The following is a 16,539-nucleotide window of genomic DNA, read 5'->3' on the forward strand; positions in this document are numbered from 1 at the left end:
ACCGGCCGAATGGCCGGTTTTTTACTGGAACGGTAGATGCGTGGCTCAGGCGGCCTGCGCATCCTTGCGGTGGAAGGTGACGGGAATACTGGCGTCGCGCGGGCTTGGTTCCGGCAGCAGCGAGGCCAGGGTATGGCGGTCGAGTTCGGCAAGGTAGGCCGCGGTGGCGTTGGACAGCACCCCTTTCAGGGAGCAGGCCTTGACCAGCCCGCAGGGGTTGCCGGCCGGGTCGAAGCACTCGGCCATGTAGAAGTCGCTCTCGCTCTGGCGCACGATTGCGCCGATGTTGATGTCTTGCGGCTTGTGGGCCAGGCGGAAACCGCCGTTGCGGCCGCGGATGGTCTCGATGACGCCGTTGCGGCCCAGCTCGTGCACCACTTTCATCAGGTGGTTCTTCGAGATGCTGTGCAGGTCCGCGATCTCCTGGATGGTCACCAGGCGGCCCGGATTGCTGCCCAGGTGAAGCAGGGTACGCAGGGTGTAATCGGTGAAAGAGGTCAGGCGCATGATCGGGGCAGTATAGCGTATCCCTCCCGCCGGCGCGCGTGGAGGGGCTGGCGTTCGACATGCATATCGACTAGTTATTACAAACCATTACTTGCCTTACTGTTCTTGTCCTTTCAATATGTCGAAAGTCGGGCCTGCCTATAAATACATTGGCCTTCATCTTCCGCCGACGTTTGCCGGAGCAAGCACATGCAACCGATCTCATCCGCCGTTCACATCATGCATGCCGACCCAATCATGACCGTCGGGCTGCATGCCATCCTGGCCGACCAGCCGGGCCTGCGCGTCACTACCCACCTGCGCCAGCCGGAGGCGCAGCGTGTCGCGCGCGTGCTGGTCACCGATTACGACACCGGCGTCGCACTGGCGCGCCAGCCCTGCCCCGGCGGCATGCCGCCCGGCGTGCTGGTCGTGACCCCGTTCGACAAGGAATGGGAAGTGCGCCTGGCGATGGACGCCGGCGTGGCCGGTTACCTGCCGCAGTCCTGCGGCGCCGACGAACTGGCCCATGCGGTCGGCCAGCTGGCGCGCGGCCAGCGCTACCTGAGCGAATCGATGACGCGCAGCGTCGCCGAAAGCCTGACCCGCGAATCGCTCACCGGGCGCGAAACCGACGTGCTGCAGCTGCTGGCGCAGGGCTGCTGCAATAAATCGATCGCACGCAAGCTCGGTATCGGCGTGGGCACCGTCAAGACCCACGTGAAGGGCGTGATGAGCAAGCTCGACGCCACCGCGCGCACCCATGCCGTGGTGGTCGCGGCCCAGCGCGGCCTGATCCGTCCCGGCGCCGGCGCCGATTCCTCGGCCGGCATCCATATCTGAGGCCTGCCGGCGAAGCCTTGCGCTTCGCGCCGGCCGGCGCAGCTCAATTCCCTCGTTTTTCACGCGCTGGCCGATGCCGGCGCCGTGCGTCCGCGGGCGCCGGTCCGGACCCTGAAACGGGGGGAATCAGGCCAGGCCGGCCAGGCGGGCGTTGCGCTCGCGTTCGAGCTTGGTGATGTAGCGCTGCACGCCGGCCATGCCGCCGCGCGAGATGTCGACGAACTCCAGGCCGATGCGGCGGTTGGTCTTGTTGTTCAGCAGGGTCAGGTCCAGTACGTTGCGCACCTGCAGCGACACGGTGACCGGGCCGACTTCGGGCAGTTCGATGCGGCAGTTGGGAAGGGTTTCGCCGATTGCCGTGGCGAGCTGCAGCTTGTTGTCGAGGACGGCGATGCCGCCGCAGCTGATGTCGTGCAAGGGGAATACGCCGGTGGCGGCGCCGGCCTCGGCCGCGGCTTCCGGCGGCAGCGGGATGATCGCGCGCACCGGGTTCGATACCGGCGTCTCCATCCGGTAGTACTCGCGGCGCTGCAGGCGGATCAGGCTCGGCGGGATGTCGGCGCGCACGGCCGCGCCGTCCTTGAACAGGGTGGGACGCAGGTTCTCGGCCGTGAACAGGATGCGGATCTTGTCGAGCGAGGTTTCGCAGCGCACCTGGCCGCTGGCAAGGATGCGCTCGTTCTGCTCGCGGTCGATCGAGCGGTCGAGCACGAAGCTGTTGGTGTCGGGATCGACTTCGAGCACGGTCGTGACGCAGACGTCGGCCTCGCCCTTGACCAGCATGCGCACCAGCTGGTGCTTTTCGCCGATCTGGCGCAGCAGCGCGACGATCTCACGGCGCGACTCCACCTCGTAGTCGTGCCAGTTCTCGAGTTCCTGATTATTCATTGCTTGTACCGGCGTTGGCCGTGTCGTCCTTGGTGAGGTAGGGCGTCGGATCGGGTGCAGGCGGCAATGGCGCCCCTTGCTTCTGAGCCGACTCGATATGATATAGCCATGCCAACAGTTCCGCAATCGCCCGATACAGGGCCGGCGGAATTTCGCGGTCGAGGTCGACGCCCATCAGGAGCTGGACCAGCTCCTTCGATTCATGGACGAACACCCCGGCTTCGCGGGCGCGCCGCATGATCTGCTCGGCCACCAGGCCCTGGCCCTTGGCCACCACCTTCGGCGCCGGGTCGCCGCTGCCGTAGGCGAGGGCGACGGCGCTCTGGCGCCGCCCCGGCCGCTTCTTCGCGTCATCCATCTCAGTCGCCGTTTCCGGGTGCGCGCACCTCGAAGCCGGTGAGTTCCGTGCCGGCCGCTTCCAGCGCGCCGGCCAGGCTGCCCATGTGCCGGCGCAGCAGCGTGGCGGTGGCCTCGCTGCCGGCCGCGAACTGCACCTGCAGGCGCCCGCCGGCCAGGCTCAGGCGCGCCTCGACCTCGCCGAGCTCTGGAAAGTGCAGGCGCAGGTGGCTGTGCCAGGGCGCTGCTTCCTCGTCGTCGCCGGCCTGGCCATCGTGGTCCTCATGGCCCTCGTGCAGCTCGCGCCGCACTTCCAGGTGCATCGCCTGGCCGGGCCACAGGTTGCCCTGCCAGACGACCTGGGCCTGTTCCTGGGTGGCCAGCTGCAGGTTGATGAACTGGGCGGTGGCCGGATCGGTGGGCAGCTGGCGCACGCCTTCGCGCGCCAGCTGCTGCTGCGGTTCCGCGTTCAGTTCGGCGAGCTGGCGCGCGCCCTGTGCCCATTCGGCCACGTGCGCCTCGTAGAACAGGCCGCTCCTGCCGACCGCCTGCTGCAGGCCGGCGGCGATGCTGGACGCATCCGCCCCGGCGCTGGCCACCACCGGGGCGCGGCCGAGGGCGGCCGTCATGGGGCTGTCGGCCTTCTGGGCCGCTGCCAGCACGCTGCCGATGGTCCTGGCGGCCGGGCTGAGCGTGGTGTTGTTGGCGTCGGCGCCCAGGGTCTGGGCGCTTGTCCCCGCCGCAGTGGCCTGGAGCAGGGCCGCGGCGGCGCGGCCCACTGCAGTGCCGGCCTGGGCGGCGCCGCCCTCGCGCATCGCGAGCGGCGCCTTGCCCGGATCGGCGCCTTCCGGCAGCGGCGGACCGGCTTCGCTGAACACGGGCTGGCCCCCGGCGCCGACCTGGAAGGTGGGCCGCGGGTGGAGCGAAACGAGGGTGAGGGGCACGTCGGCGCCCACCTTGCTGCCGGCGGGCAGCTGCATGCGGGCGGGGATGTTGGCGACCTTGACGACGAAGCTGCCGTCGGTGAGTTTGGCGAGGACTTCCCCGTGCAGCGCCTTGCCCAGCTGGGGGGCGAGGGCGCGCTGGAAGGCTTGCTGGCGCGGGTCGGCGGCGCTCCAGGTCGGAGCGATCCGGGCGACCTGGGCCAGGCCGGTGCTGTCAGTGCGAGACATCGTTTGCAGCGGCAAGGCCGCACCGCGGCGGCAGCGCCATGTACTTAATACGCCCCTGCGCCGTAGGCACTGGCCAGCCTGCGCTCGGTGCCGGTGCTCTGCATCATTGCGCCGAGCTTGGCCATCCAGGGCGTGGTCAGGTCGCGGATCGCGCGGTCGTCGGCCAGGATCTTCTGGATGATGGCCACCTTGCGCGAGCGCCGCTCGGCGCTCAGGGCCGCCACCGCTTCGCCGTCGCGCAGCACCTGCACGCGGCTGGCGCAATCCGATTCCAGTTCCACCAGGCCATCCCAGTCTCCGGACTGCGCCGCCGCCAGCATCCTGCCGGTCAGGTCGCTCACCGATTCGTACAGCGAGATCACGTCGTCACCGTTCATCATCATGCGCTCGCAAAGGCGCCGGTGCGGGGCGACAGGGTATCGTAGCCGGCGGCCTGCGGGCGTTCCGGCGCGGCGGCCGGAGCCGCTGCAGTCGTGGCGGCAGGGGCTATCGATTCCCATGCCTCCTTCAGTTCGCCCAGCAGCTTGATCACTTCCTGGACCATCTCGGACGAGTTGTTCAGGTTCGCCTGCAGCAGGCGGTCGCTCATGTAGGTATAGAGCGCGTCGAGGTTGAGGGCGATCTCGCCGCCCACGTTCTTGTCGAGGCTGGCGCGCAGGCCGTTGTCGATGATGCTGATCGCCTTCGAGATGGACTTGCCCTTGGCGGCGATGTTCTTCGCTTCCATGTGTACCAGTGCCGAGGACAGCGCGACCAGCGCTCCCTCGAACAGCATGACGATGAGCTTGTGGGGGCTGGCGGCCATGACGCCGGTCTCGACGCCCACGTTGGCGTAGGCGTTGGCGCCCTTGTGCTTGGATCCAAACATGTCGATGTCCTTCTTGGATTAGAGGTTTGCCAGGCTGGCCAGCTGCTGCATCAGGTAGTTGCTGGTACTGGTCATGCTGGCGATGGTCGTGTCGAGTGCGGAAAACTGGTCGCGGTAGCGCTTCTCGGTGGCGGCCAGGCGCACGTTCAGCGCAACGCGCTGCTTGTCGATGTCCTTGATCGAATCGGTAAAGCTCTTCGCATGGCTGGGCAGGGTGCCGACCGGACTCAGGATGCGGCCGACCTCGAAGTCGATCTTGGCGGCGACGCCCTTGTTGGTGCCGACGCCGGCGAACAGCGCGGCCATGTCCTTGTTGGGATCGTTCAGCGCGGCGCTCAGCTTGGCCGAATCGATGGCCAGGCTGCCGTCGCGCTGGCTGGTGATGCCGATGTCGGGCAGGCTGGCCGCGCCGGTCGGCGCACCCGTGACCATGCCGCCCATGATGCTGCGCAGCTGGCCCTGGATGCTGCGCACCGTGCTGTCGCCGTTGAGGACGGCGGCCTTGCCGGTGGAGGCGTCGAAGGCGGTGGCGTCGGCCATGTTCTTGGCCGCGCCATTGTAGGCCTTCACGAACGCTTCGATGGCGGTGCGGACCGACGAGGTGTCGCGTTCCAGCGTGAGCTTGGTGGTCACACCAAGGGCCGTGGTCTTGGCGAGGTTCAGCGTGACGCCCTGGATCGCGTCGGTGATGGTGTTGCTCGGCTTGGTGATCGGGACCGAGTCGACGACGATGAGGGCGTCGGCCGCCGCGGCGGTCTGGCGCACATCTGTGCTGGTCGGTCCGTTGTAGGCCAGCGTGGCCAGCGAGGGCGAGGCGAGCGGATCGGTCGGCGTAGCGTCGATCTTCATCGCGCTCTTGGCGCCGGTGGTCTTCGAGGTCAGGGACAGGTAGTTGCCGCTGCCGTCGTTGATGATGCTGGCGGTGACGCCCGCATTGGCCTTGTTGATCGCGTCGCGCAGGCCGCCCAGCGTATTATTGGTGGCGTCGATCGTGACGTCCACGGCGGTCTTGGCGGAGTCAGCGGTGAAGGTGCCGTCGCCGGCATAGCTGCCCAAGGTGATCGTCAACTTGCCGGTGCCGACCGCCGAGGTGGTGGCGGCATACGAGCCGTTGCTGACCAGCTTTTGGGCCTGCGCCAGCTGCTTGACCTCGATGTCGTAGCCCCCCGCCACCGCGCTGCCGGAGGCGCTGGCGGTCATGATGGCGGTGTCCGCCACGTTCGACTTCAGCGGCGACAGCTTCTCTGCCGAGCCCAGCGCGCGGGCGGCGTTCTGGAACTCGGACAGCGCCGACTTGAGCGTGCCGAACGCCGACAGCTTGGCCTGCAAGCCGGCTTCCTTGGCCGCCAGCTTGGTCAGCGGCTGGCGTTCGATCGCCATCAACTGGGTGACCAGGCCGATCACGTCCAGGTTGGACCCGACGCCTGCGGATGTAATGGTTGGCATGTGTTCCTCCAATGGATGAGCAATATACCGGGCGGGCAGCCGATTCAAACTGTCTGACAGACGCGCTTTTCTAGGCCAATTCGTGGGCCAATGCGCCGGTCGCGTTCCGGCAGGCGCCGGCTCAGGCCTCGAGCTTGATCAGCATGCCCTGGGTACGGTCGAGCGCCTTGGCGATGTCGAGGGCTTCCTTGCTCGGCATCTGGCGCAGCACTTCGCGGGTTTCGCGGTCGATCACCTTGACGATCACGCGCTCGCTGTCTTCGTCGATGGAGAACTCGATGCCCTGGGTCGACGGCGGCAGCGACTTGTTGATGCGTTCGACCGCCTGACGCAGGCCGTCCTCGGCCTTGTCGGCCTGCTTGGCGCCGCCTACGGCCTCGGTGCGGGCCGGAGCGGATGCAGCAGGGGCAGGGGCGGTTGGCGGTGTCGCTGGCTGTTCCCGTTCGATACCGCCTTGGGGCGATTTCATGTTGCCTGGAACTGATCGGATTTCCATGTCGTTCCTTTAATGAAAAAACCCGGCCGGAAGCTTCCGGCCGGGCATCAGGCGTCAGGCCGCTAGCGGGAAATTAACCGCGCAGCAGCGACAGGACACCGTTCGGGAGCGAGTTCGCCTGGGCGAGCATCGCGGTACCGGCCTGCTGCAGGATCTGGCCGCGGGTCATCTTGGCCGTTTCCGTTGCGAAGTCGGTATCCTGGATGCGGCTACGTGCCGAGCTGGTGTTCTCGCTGGCGGTGGCCAGGTTCGAGATCGTGGTGCTCAGGCGGTTCTGCACCGCACCCATGGTGGCGCGCTGCTCTGCCACGTAGCTGATCGCCTTGTCGATGCGGGCGATGGCTGCCTGGGCGTTGGCCTGGGTGGTCACGCTCAGCTTGCCGCCGATCGATTCGTCGCTGCCGCCCTGGGCGACCAGGCCGAGCTTGGCGACGCTGGCTGCTGCGCCTTCGACGCGCACTGCAGTACCGTCCTTGCCTTCCAGCTTCAGTTCGCCGCGCACTGCCATGACTTGGCCCGCAGTAATTGGCGTTGCGGCTGCATTGCCTTTCGGATCGCTGCTGACGTCCAGGACAATGGCAGTCGAGTTGCCGATCACGATGTCGCTGCCCGCAGCCGAGGTCAGCTTCAGTGCGCCAGTTTTTTCATCGGTCGCGGCGCTAATGCCCGAGATGCCTGCATCGTTGATCTTCTTGACCAGGCTCGCCGTGTCGTCGGTAGCAACGACACCCACTGCTGCGCCGTTGATCGTCAGGTTGCCAGGGGCGTTGAAGGCGACTTTCAGATAAGCGGTGGTAGTAGCGTTCGCCGTCACACCGGTCTGCTCCGAGACGGCATTGATGGCGGCAGCTTTCTCGCCAGCGCTCGGGCCAGCAGCGCCGATCGCGACACCATTCACCTTAACCGTATCGGTTGCCAGGACTGCGCCCCGGGTGCTATTGAGTGCAGTGCTCGCTGCGGTTGCATCCGCACTCGAAGCCGAGATCGCGCCGCTGGCGGTCACTTTATCCGCGCCAGTGCTGGCGTTCAGCCCGAACTTGTTCATGGAACCGGCGGCATTGTTAGTGCTCACGGTGATTGGCTCGCCGTTAGCGCTCGACAGCGAAAGGAAACCGGTGTTGGCGCCGAGGGTCAGGCCCGAGCCGGCGACGTTGCCGCCGACGGTGATGGTGTCACCCGTTTCGTTGGCCAGCAGCAGACCGCCGTCCTTGCCGATCGACGCGGTCACGCCACCCACCTGTTTGTTGATCTTGTCGACCAGGTCGGACATGCCCGAGCTGCTGTCGATAGTCACGTTTGTGGCTCCGACCTGGATTTGCAGGCCGGTAGTCACGCCGCTGGCGCCGCCCAGGCCGCTGACAGCGTTGTAGGCCGATGCAGTCACACCGGTGGTGCCGGCGCTGGCGTTGATCGCGTTCTTGAATTCGGCGATCGTGTCATCGGCGCCAGCGGCAGCGAAGTCGACTACCTTGCCATTCAGTACCAGGTCGCCGTCGTTCGCGCCGCTGGCGGTAATACGGCCGCCGTTCAGGTCGCCCAGCGCCGAGGTGCTGTTCAGCGACATGGTCTTGGTCGAGACTTCCTTGATGCCGAACGAGATGGTCTGGCCCGCATTGGCGCCGACCTGGAAGCTGTTGTTCTTGGCCGAGCCGTCCAGCAGCTTGAGGCCGTTGAATTCGGTGCTGCCCGAGATACGGTCGATTTCCTGGTACAGCTGGTCGACTTCGTTCTGGATGGTGGCGCGTTCGTTGGTGCCGTTGGTGCCGTTCGATGCCTGCACCGATAGGTCGCGCATACGCAGCAGGATGTCGTTGATCGAACCCATTCCGCCTTCAGCGGTCTGCGACATCGAGATACCGTCGTTGGCGTTGCGGCTGGCTTGTTGCATACCGTTGATCTGGGCGGTCATGCGGGTCGAGATCGCCTGGCCGGCGGCATCGTCCTTGGCGCTGTTGATGCGCAGGCCGGTCGACAGGCGCTGCAGCGAAGTCGCCAGCGACGATTGCGAAGCCGACAGGTTGCGTTGAGCGTTGAGCGACGAGATGTTGGTATTGATGACGTTGGACATGTTGATTCTCCAAACTTGCTGATAGGGGTGGGCGACCTGCCGCGTATCACATGGGTCTGTCTCTATCTTCCGAGACAATCAAACCGCTGTTGAAGCTGGTAACGGTGCTCTCAGGAAAAAGTTGATAGCGGGAGGCGAAAATTTTTGAAAATATTTTTCCCCGCTGTTGCCAGGCCAGCGCGATCCGTGACATTCTGTAAAGAAATGCTGCTCTTATAGCGGTTTGCTCAACGAAAGACGGCGCGGGCGCGCGCGTATAATGCCCGCGCATGGCTGCATGTCGGCCTGACAAGGAGATGAAAATGAAACAACTGGCGCTGGTCATGATCGTGCGCGACGAGGCCGCTACGCTGGCGCGCTGCCTGGAATCCGCGCGCGGCCTGGTCGACGAGATCGTCGTGCTCGACACCGGTTCGAGCGATACGACCGTCGAGATCGCACGCGGCTTCGGCGCGCAGGTCCATCACTTCAGCTGGTGCGACGACTTCGCCGCCGCCCGCAACGCCGCGCTGGAGAAGTCGTCGGCGGCCTGGAACCTGGTGCTGGACGCCGACGAATGGCTGGCCGGCGCCACCCGCGAGGCGATCGCCGGGCACCTGGAAGGGCCGCCTGCGATCGGCCTGCTGCCGGTGGCCAGCGAATTCGAGCTGCAGGGCAGGGTGGAAAGCGCCGTGTCCTGGATAGCCCGGCTGCTGCCGCGCGAGGTGCGCTACGCGGGTCGGGTCCATGAACAGCCGGTGTCGGCGCTGCCGCGCACGCGCGTCGCCCTGGAAGTGCGTCACGATGGCTACCGCCAGGCGGGCATGGCGCACAAGCGCGATCGCAACGCTGCCTTGCTGCAGCGCGCGCTCGAGGATGCGCCGGGCGATCCTTATTTGTTATATCAACTCGGCAAGAATCACGAGGTCGGCTTCGAGTTCGAGCAGGCCCTGCCTTACTATCGCGAAGCGCTCGCGCACGCGGGCAATGACGCGCCCTACCGCCACGACCTGGTGGTGCGCACGATCTACACGATGAAAAAGGTGGGGCAGCACGAGGAAGGGATCGGGCTGGCCGACCAGGAAATGCCGAACTGGCAGCAGTCGCCGGATTACTATTTCGCATTGGGTGACCTACTGCTGGACTGGGCCGCGCTCAACCCTGGCGCGGCCGACCAGCTGTTGCCGATGGTCGAGGCGAGCTTCCTGCGCTGCCTGGAAATCGGCGAGCAGTCGGACCTGGACGGTGCGGTGCGCGGCCGCGGCTCCTGGTTGGCGGCGCACAACCTGGCGGTACTGTATGCAGAGCTGGGCGATGCCGAGCGCGCTGCGCAATATCGGCAGTTGGCGCAAGGCTGATAGATGTATGTAGGGTAGTCGCTATGCCGACCGCGCGTTCAGCTCCAGCATGCGATACGACTGCACTTGCGCCTGTTGAACGCGCGGTCGGTGAAGCCGACCACCCTACTGTCTGAATGAGCCGGATAGGCCTTACTCGGCCACCACCACCCGGTTCTTGCCGCTGTTCTTGGCCTGGTACATGGCCCGGTCGGCCCGCTCCAGCAGGCTGGCCTGGTCTTCGTTGGGCAGGCGCAGGGCGACCCCGCACGAGAAGGTGATCAGCATCTTCTCGTTATCGTGCAGGAAGAAATGGCGGGTCAGCTCGCGCTGCACGCGCACCATGGCCGCGGCCGCCGCGTCCACGGTGGTCTCGGGCAGCAGGATCACGAATTCCTCGCCGCCGAAGCGCGCGATCACGTCCATCGAGCGTAGCGTGTCGCGCACCACCTTCACCAGGTGCTTCAGCGCGCCGTCGCCGGCCTGGTGGCCGTAGGTGTCGTTGAGTTTCTTGAAATTGTCCAGGTCGAGGATGGCCACGCACAGCGGTGTGCTGCGGCGGTCGGCGCGCGCGCTCTCGCGCTCGAACACGTCGTCCAGGCCACGGCGGTTCAGGCTGCCCGTCAGCTGGTCTTCGCGCACCAGTTCGCTCATGTATTGCAGCTCGGCTTCGAGCAGGCGGATGCGCTCCTCGGCTTCCTGCACCTCGCGGTGCACGGCCACCATGCGGTCGCGCGAGGCCAGCGCCTCGTCCTGGGCGCTGCGCATCTCGCGCAGCACCTCTTTCATGACTTCGTTCAACTCGTCGATGTTGGCGGCACGGCCGATTCGGTCCGAGTAGCCGGCCAGGCGCGCGTGGTAGTCGCCGGTCGAGGTCGCCACCGAGCCGAGCCGGTCGATGAAGGTCATCATCATGTTCTTGACGGTGGCGCGCACGTCAGAAATGCTGTGGCGTAGCTGGCCCTGCTTGAGGATCACATCCTTCAGGCTGCGGGTGGCGTCTTCCAGGCTGCGCACGTCCAGCGGGCCGGCGATCAGGTCCTGTACGGCGGCGATCTGGCCGCGCATCCAGCTGTCGTCGTCGAGCAGTTCGGTGACGTTGTCCAACAGCAGGCGGAACAGGCGCAGCAGCAGTTCCTGCTGCTCGGCGTCGTCGCCGCTGCGCAGTTCGATCTGGTAGCACAGCTGCTTCAGCCGGCCGGACAGTTCGGTCAGCTCTGTCTCGCCGCGCGCCTGGCGGACGGCGCCGCCCAGCGACTCGGCTTCCGCCACCAGGGGCGGGCTGCCGGCCAGCAGGGTGGCCAGCGCATAGGCCAGCGTTCGGCCCAGCATCTCGCGCAGGTGACGGGCGTCCGGGTCCTCGTCGCCCAGCGCCATCAGCGGCGTGCTGCGGCGCAGGTGGCGCTCGGCCAGCTGGCCCAGGGCCTGGGCGTAGGCGGTCCAGTCGGCGGCCTTGGCGGCGCGCACCAGGCGGCGCCCGAGCTCGGACACCTCGCCTGGCGTATCGGCCAGGCGGCGCGCGAAGTTCTCCAGCACCTCGGCTGCGGCGCTGCCGGCCGCGGCAGGTGGCGCAGGCGGCACGCCGGCGATCTCGTCATAGATGGCCTTGTAGGCGTCCGGCGTCGGCGCGATACGGCGCGTTGCCAGGCGGCGAAAGGCTTCGCGGGCGATATCGGCGGGATTCTGGCCGGTGCCGGCAGGCGGGGACGAGATGGACATGGCTGTAATGACGGAATGCGGTTTAGCGTAATGATAAGCAAGTTCTTTGCCTATCATCAATTAAAAAGCGGTCAAGTAGGTGTTTAATCCTGCCGTTCAACAACAAATGGCAACATTGACGCTCCTGCTGCGTCACGCTTTGCGTGCTTCCTCAGCCCACCAACTGGTTGCGGATCGCGTAATGCGTCAGTTCCGCGCTGTTCTTGAGTTTCATTTTTGCTAATAATCGGGCCCGGTATTCGCTCACCGTCTTGACCGACAGCGACAGTTCGCGCGCGATGTCGCTGACCGACATGCCGGAGGCGATCATGGTCAGGGTCTGGTATTCGCGGTCGGACAGGGCGTCGTGGGGCGGCGCCTCGTGGTCTTCGCCCACCTGGGCCGCCAGGGTCTGGGCCAGCGCGGCGCTGACGTACTTCTGGCCGGCCGCCACCTGGCGGATCGCCGTCACCAGTTCGCGCGGGGCGCTCTGCTTGGTCAGGTAGCCGGCCGCGCCCGCCTTCAGCGAGCGGATCGCATACTGGTCTTCGCGGTGCATCGACAGCATCAGCACCGCCAGCTCCGGCTTGTCCTTCTTGATCTGCTTGAGCACCTCGATGCCGTTGCGGTCGGGCAGGGAGATGTCGAGCAGCATGACGTGCAGACGCGCCTTGCCGACCAGCTTGACGGCGTCGAGCCCGGTCTCGGCCTCGCCCGCGACGATGATGTCGCGCTGTTCGGCCAGGATCTGCTTCAGGCCCTCGCGGACGATCGCATGGTCGTCGGCGATGAATACCCGGATGGTTGCCTTGTCATTCATTCTTGCCCGCGCTGTTGTTTCCGCTGCTGTCTCATTCTTTGCTTCTTGATGGCCGTGATTCGCCCGCTGTCGCCAGCCTGGTCTTGATAGTCACCATCGTGCCACCTCCGGGCGCGGGCGACAAGGCCAACGTGCCACCGAAGGCCTTGGCCCGCTCGCTCATGCCGCGCAGGCCGAAGGAATGGGGCTTGAGGCGGTCGGCGGGCTGGACCCCGCGCCCGTTGTCGCAGATTTCCAGCGTCAGGTGGGCGCGCTGGCGCCGCAGGGTCACGGTGACCCGGCTGGCGCCGGCATGCTTGGCGATGTTGGTCAAGGCTTCCTGGAAGATGCGGAACAGGGCGGTGGCATGGTCGTCGTCGAGGCAGATGTCGTCGCCGCCGCCAGGCGCGCAGCGGAAGATGCAGGCGATGCCCATCTGCTTCTCGAATTCCCTGGCCTGCCACTCGAGCGCGGCGACGATGCCGAGGTCGAGCATGGTGGGGCGCAGGTCGAGCGAGATGCGGTGCACCGCCTCGATCGTGCGGTCGACCAGGTCGTCGAGGTAGTTCGCTTTTTCCAGCAGGGCCGGCTGCTCGTCGGGCAGGCGCGCGGCCAGCATGGCTAGGGCCATCTTGATGGCCGTGAGGTTGCCGCCCAGGTCGTCGTGGATCTCGCGCGCGATGCGTGCCCGTTCCTGTTCCTTGACCTGCTCGATGTGGTCGGTAAGTTCGGCCAGGCGGGCGCGCGAGCGCAGGGTGTCCTGCTGCTCCTGCTTGCTGGCGCTGATGTTGGTCATGATGCCGTCCCACTGCACCGCGCCGCCGTCGATGGGGTGCGGGGTGGCGCGCAGGTTGATCCACTTGACGTCGTTCCAGGCGTCGATCCAGATCCGGCCTTCCCAGTTCCAGGCCGAGAGCAGGGCGCGCGAAGCCTCCATGGAATCGCGCCAGCCGGGGCGGTCTTCCGGCAGGATCAGGCCTTCGAACAGCCTGGCGTCATGCTGCAGTTCCAGCACCGACAGGCCGAGCAGGGCCGAGCAGCCCTCGCTCAGCCAGGGGAAATCGAAGCATCCGTCGGCACGCAGCACGCACTGGAACACCAGGCCCGGGGTATGCCGCACGATGGCGTCGAAGCGCGCCTGCGATTCGGCCAGCGCGCGCGCGGCGGCCTGCTCGAGCGTCAGGTCGTCGGCGATCGCCAGCAAGAGCGCATGGCCATCTCGTACGATGCGCAGGAAGCACAGACGCACCGGATAGCAGCTGCCGTCGGCGCGCAGCAGCCGGGCGCGCAGGCTCGCCTGGGCGCCGATGTCCTCGCCCAGTCCGGCCAGCAGCGCGGCCAGTGCGTTCCGGTCGAGGGCCGGGGCCAGGGCGTGGACGTCCATTTCGCGCAAGGCGCCGGCATCCCTGCCCAGGTTCAGGCGGGCCGCCTGGTTGGCGTCCACCACGCGCAAGGTGGCGGCGTCGAGCAGGTAGATTTCCGAGGCGGCCGATTGCATCTCGGCGGCCAGGGCCGGCGTCGCCCCTGGCGCTGAAGTGGGAGATGGAGCAGGGGAAGGACTCATCATTGTTCGGTTCCGGCATTGTCCTGGCGGCGCGCCTTGATGCGCGAGCCGAGACGGCGCAGCACCCGCGTCAGGTGCCCCGGCTGCCGGCCGGCCTGGCGCAGCAGCCCGCGCAGCCGGCGACGCGCGCCCGAGACGGCGGCGCGCAGCCGGCGCCAGTGGACCTGGAGCGTGGCGAGCCGGGAAAGCGGGGGTGTGCGTCTCATGTGTGCATGATACGGCAAGCGCGAGCGACCGGGCGCCGCTTGCCATTACAATAAGGGCATGAACAAGGCATTCGTAAAAGAGACCGACAACGATGACGACGACGCGGAAGCGTTGGCGCTGGCCCAGGCCATTCCTGCCGGGGCCAAGAATTACATTACCCCGGCCGGCTACCAGGCCATCAAGGACGAGCTGCTGCAGCTGATCGACGTCGCGCGCCCCGAGGTGGTGAAGGTCGTGCACTGGGCGGCCTCGAACGGCGACCGCTCGGAGAACGGCGACTATATCTACGGCAAGCGGCGCCTGCGCGAAATCGACCGCCGCATCCGCTTCCTCACCAAGCGCATGGATTCGGCCTTCGTCGTGGATCCGAGCGTGCATCACGGCAACGACCAGGTCTTCTTCGGGGCCACCGTCACCTACCTGAACAAGGCGGGCGAAGAGCATACCGTGACCATCGTCGGCGTCGACGAGCTCGATCCGCTGCGCGGCAAGATCAGTTGGGTCTCGCCGGTGGCGCGGGCGCTGACCAAGGCGCGAGAAGGAGACCTCATCACCTTGCAGACGCCGCTTGGCACGGACGAGCTCGAAATCCTGACGGTCGACTATCCGGAGCCGATCGCTGACTGAACCGGTGGCGGCTGGTAAGATGGGCGATCCGCCGCTTACTGCTCGCCCGGCGAGCATGCTCCTGCCTTCATGAACCGTCCCGACGATACCGCACGCGGCACCGACGTCCTGGCCGCGCTGCGGAGCGCGACCGCCTCCCGGCACGAGCGGCTCGACAGCGGCTTGCCCCTTTCCGCTCCTGGTGCCTCCCTCGACGACTACGCCGCCCACCTGCGCATGGTGCGCGACTGGCTGGCGCCCCTCGACAGCTGGCTGGCCGGCTTTGCCGACGGTCCCCACGCCGAGCCGGGCCTGGCGCCGCTACCGCGCCTTGGGCTGATCCAGGCCGACCTGGCCGAAGCCGCCATGCCCGAGGCGCCGCCCCTGGGGCCCAAGCTTCCCGCGCCCGATTGGCCCCGGGACGCCAGCGCCGCCTGGCGCTGGGGCGTGGCCTATGTAATCGAAGGCTCGCAACTGGGCGGCGCCGTGCTGTACAAGGAGCTGGCCGCACGCCTTGCCCCGCATCCGCTGCGCTACCTGCGCGGCAGCGAGGATGGTCCCGGCCCGCGCTGGCGGACCTTCCTGCTGGCGCTGCGCAAACGGGTAAGCACCCCGCAGGCGATCGCCGAGGCCTGCGCCGGCGCCTGCGCCGCCTTCGACGCCATCCTGGCTCTGGCGCCTCCGAAGAAATGATATGGAAAGAATCGGCGGCCGATGTCGATTCCGCACCGCCCCGCTCGTCGTATCATCAAAGGCGGCTGAGATCGACAAGGCGCCCATGTTCAATCACTAAACGGAGGATGCGATGCGATTCATGATTCTGCTGAAGGCGGACAAGCACAGCGAAGCCGGCGAGATGCCGGACGAACAATTGCTGACGGAGATGGGCCAGTTTAACGATGAGCTGATCAAGGCGGGCGTGATGGTGTCGGGTGAAGGCCTGCATCCGTCCTCGCGCGGCGCGCGGGTGCACTTCAGCAAGGACGGCAATGTGCGTGTGGTCGATGGCCCCTTCACCGAGACCAAGGAGCTGCTGGCCGGCTTCTGGATCTGGCGCGTGGCGTCGAAGGAAGAAGCGATCGAATGGGTCAAGCGAGTGCCGATGCCGATGCTCAGCGGCGAAGCCGAGATCGAGATCCGCCAGATCTTCGACATGGACGACTTTGGCGACGCCATGACGCCGGAACTGCGCGAGCAGGAAGAGCGCCAGCGGGCCGCGCTGGCCGGCTGAGGGCGTATTGCCTCGACTCGTTCATCGGACCCGTCATGCCGACTGCCGCCGGCCTGCGCCGCTGCGGGCGCGCTACTGCCCGGCGGGCGGCTCCCAGAGCTCGACCTTGTTACCTTCGGGGTCGATCACCCAGCCGAACTTGCCGAATTCGGAATCGTCCGTCTTGTCCATCACATTGCAGCCTTCGTCGCGCAAGGCTTGCAGCAGGGCGTGCAGGTCGGCGACGCGGTAGTTGATCATGAAGGAAGCCTTGCCCGGAGCGAAATGCTCGTTGCCGGCCTGGCCGATCGACCAGACGGTCATGCCGCCATCCGGCTTGCGGGCCTCGTCGTTCCAGGCGAACACCGCGCCGCCCCAGTCCTGGACGTCGACGCCCAGGTGCCGCTGGTACCAGGCGCGCAGCGCCACCGGGTCCTGCGCGTGGAAGAAGATGCCGCCGATGCCAGTCACCCGTTTCATGTGATCTCCGATGTGGACGCTGCGCGTGCCGGCCGAGCCGGTGGCCGCCGTTGCGC

General features: G+C 66.7%; 20 protein-coding genes. 5 read left to right on the forward strand and 15 right to left on the reverse strand.

What is annotated here, in order from left to right:
* Positions 1-45 precede the first annotated feature (45 nt).
* Entirely contained in the window at positions 46-507 is a 462-nt protein-coding gene (locus tag AC56KL_RS16025) for an RrF2 family transcriptional regulator (RefSeq protein WP_497181156.1), read from the reverse strand.
* 189 nt (positions 508-696) lie between these two features.
* On the opposite strand from AC56KL_RS16025, the gene AC56KL_RS16030 reads away from it, so the two are divergent.
* Positions 697-1,329 (forward strand): response regulator transcription factor, encoded by a 633-nt coding sequence (locus AC56KL_RS16030; protein WP_497181157.1) that lies wholly within the window; start codon positions 697-699, stop codon positions 1,327-1,329.
* 126 nt (positions 1,330-1,455) lie between these two features.
* Here AC56KL_RS16030 and AC56KL_RS16035 read toward each other — a convergent pair whose 3' ends face one another.
* From AC56KL_RS16035 to AC56KL_RS16075, 9 genes are all read right to left on the reverse strand, one after another.
* A complete protein-coding gene (locus AC56KL_RS16035) occupies positions 1,456-2,217 on the reverse strand; it encodes a flagellar brake protein (RefSeq protein ID WP_497181158.1) in 762 nt (253 codons plus the stop codon).
* A complete protein-coding gene (locus AC56KL_RS16040) occupies positions 2,210-2,575 on the reverse strand; it encodes an EscU/YscU/HrcU family type III secretion system export apparatus switch protein (protein ID WP_497181159.1) in 366 nt (121 codons plus the stop codon). The genes AC56KL_RS16035 and AC56KL_RS16040 overlap by 8 nt, the downstream gene beginning before the upstream one ends.
* Before the next feature lies 1 nt (position 2,576).
* On the reverse strand, positions 2,577-3,725 hold the full coding sequence (fliK, locus tag AC56KL_RS16045; RefSeq protein ID WP_497181160.1) for a flagellar hook-length control protein FliK: 1,149 nt from the start codon (positions 3,723-3,725) through the stop codon (positions 2,577-2,579).
* 44 nt (positions 3,726-3,769) lie between these two features.
* Positions 3,770-4,108 (reverse strand): flagellar protein FliT, encoded by a 339-nt coding sequence (locus AC56KL_RS16050; protein WP_497181161.1) that lies wholly within the window; start codon positions 4,106-4,108, stop codon positions 3,770-3,772.
* Entirely contained in the window at positions 4,105-4,593 is a 489-nt protein-coding gene (gene fliS, locus AC56KL_RS16055) for a flagellar export chaperone FliS (RefSeq protein ID WP_497181162.1), read from the reverse strand. Before fliS ends, AC56KL_RS16050 begins: the two co-directional genes overlap by 4 nt.
* Positions 4,594-4,611: 18 nt before the next feature.
* Entirely contained in the window at positions 4,612-6,039 is a 1,428-nt protein-coding gene (fliD, locus tag AC56KL_RS16060; RefSeq protein ID WP_497181163.1) for a flagellar filament capping protein FliD, read from the reverse strand.
* A gap of 121 nt (positions 6,040-6,160) precedes the next feature.
* Complete coding sequence (locus AC56KL_RS16065; protein WP_497181164.1) at positions 6,161-6,508, reverse strand: flagellar protein FlaG; 348 nt, start codon at positions 6,506-6,508, stop codon at positions 6,161-6,163.
* Between the two features lie 100 nt (positions 6,509-6,608).
* Positions 6,609-8,603 carry a flagellin N-terminal helical domain-containing protein gene (locus AC56KL_RS16070; RefSeq protein ID WP_497181165.1) on the reverse strand — a complete coding sequence of 665 codons (1,995 nt, stop codon included), beginning with the start codon at positions 8,601-8,603 and terminating at the stop codon, positions 6,609-6,611.
* Positions 8,604-8,649: 46 nt separating this feature from the next.
* Positions 8,650-8,928 carry a hypothetical protein gene (locus tag AC56KL_RS16075; protein WP_497181166.1) on the reverse strand — a complete coding sequence of 93 codons (279 nt, stop codon included), beginning with the start codon at positions 8,926-8,928 and terminating at the stop codon, positions 8,650-8,652.
* Here AC56KL_RS16075 and AC56KL_RS16080 point away from each other — a divergent pair.
* Positions 8,906-9,940, forward strand: coding sequence for a tetratricopeptide repeat-containing glycosyltransferase family 2 protein (locus AC56KL_RS16080; RefSeq protein ID WP_497181167.1), 1,035 nt, complete (start codon positions 8,906-8,908; stop codon positions 9,938-9,940). The two genes, AC56KL_RS16075 and AC56KL_RS16080, sit on opposite strands and share 23 nt — an antisense overlap.
* A gap of 132 nt (positions 9,941-10,072) precedes the next feature.
* Here the strand turns inward: AC56KL_RS16080 and AC56KL_RS16085 are convergent, their stop codons facing one another.
* The 4 genes from AC56KL_RS16085 to AC56KL_RS16100 form a co-directional block, all read right to left on the reverse strand.
* Positions 10,073-11,638 (reverse strand): GGDEF domain-containing protein, encoded by a 1,566-nt coding sequence (locus AC56KL_RS16085; protein WP_497181168.1) that lies wholly within the window; start codon positions 11,636-11,638, stop codon positions 10,073-10,075.
* Between the two features lie 151 nt (positions 11,639-11,789).
* On the reverse strand, positions 11,790-12,437 hold the full coding sequence (locus AC56KL_RS16090; protein ID WP_497181169.1) for a response regulator: 648 nt from the start codon (positions 12,435-12,437) through the stop codon (positions 11,790-11,792).
* A 31-nt stretch (positions 12,438-12,468) separates the two neighbouring features.
* The gene (locus AC56KL_RS16095; protein ID WP_497181170.1) at positions 12,469-13,983 is read right to left on the reverse strand and encodes a sensor histidine kinase; all 1,515 of its coding nucleotides are present in this window, start codon (positions 13,981-13,983) and stop codon (positions 12,469-12,471) included.
* Positions 13,980-14,186 carry a hypothetical protein gene (locus AC56KL_RS16100; protein ID WP_497181171.1) on the reverse strand — a complete coding sequence of 69 codons (207 nt, stop codon included), beginning with the start codon at positions 14,184-14,186 and terminating at the stop codon, positions 13,980-13,982. Before AC56KL_RS16100 ends, AC56KL_RS16095 begins: the two co-directional genes overlap by 4 nt.
* 58 nt (positions 14,187-14,244) lie before the next feature.
* On the opposite strand from AC56KL_RS16100, the gene greB reads away from it, so the two are divergent.
* From greB to AC56KL_RS16115, 3 genes are all read left to right on the forward strand, one after another.
* Positions 14,245-14,814, forward strand: coding sequence for a transcription elongation factor GreB (gene greB / locus AC56KL_RS16105; RefSeq protein ID WP_497181172.1), 570 nt, complete (start codon positions 14,245-14,247; stop codon positions 14,812-14,814).
* Between the two features lie 69 nt (positions 14,815-14,883).
* Positions 14,884-15,486 (forward strand): biliverdin-producing heme oxygenase, encoded by a 603-nt coding sequence (locus AC56KL_RS16110; RefSeq protein WP_497181173.1) that lies wholly within the window; start codon positions 14,884-14,886, stop codon positions 15,484-15,486.
* 112 nt (positions 15,487-15,598) lie between these two features.
* The gene (locus AC56KL_RS16115) at positions 15,599-16,024 is read left to right on the forward strand and encodes a YciI family protein (protein ID WP_497181174.1); all 426 of its coding nucleotides are present in this window, start codon (positions 15,599-15,601) and stop codon (positions 16,022-16,024) included.
* Positions 16,025-16,096: 72 nt separating this feature from the next.
* On the opposite strand, the gene AC56KL_RS16120 is transcribed toward AC56KL_RS16115, so the two are convergent.
* The gene (locus AC56KL_RS16120) at positions 16,097-16,483 is read right to left on the reverse strand and encodes a VOC family protein (RefSeq protein ID WP_497181175.1); all 387 of its coding nucleotides are present in this window, start codon (positions 16,481-16,483) and stop codon (positions 16,097-16,099) included.
* Positions 16,484-16,539 lie beyond the last annotated feature (56 nt).

This window comes from Telluria sp. ZB4P34, from assembly GCF_059686055.1.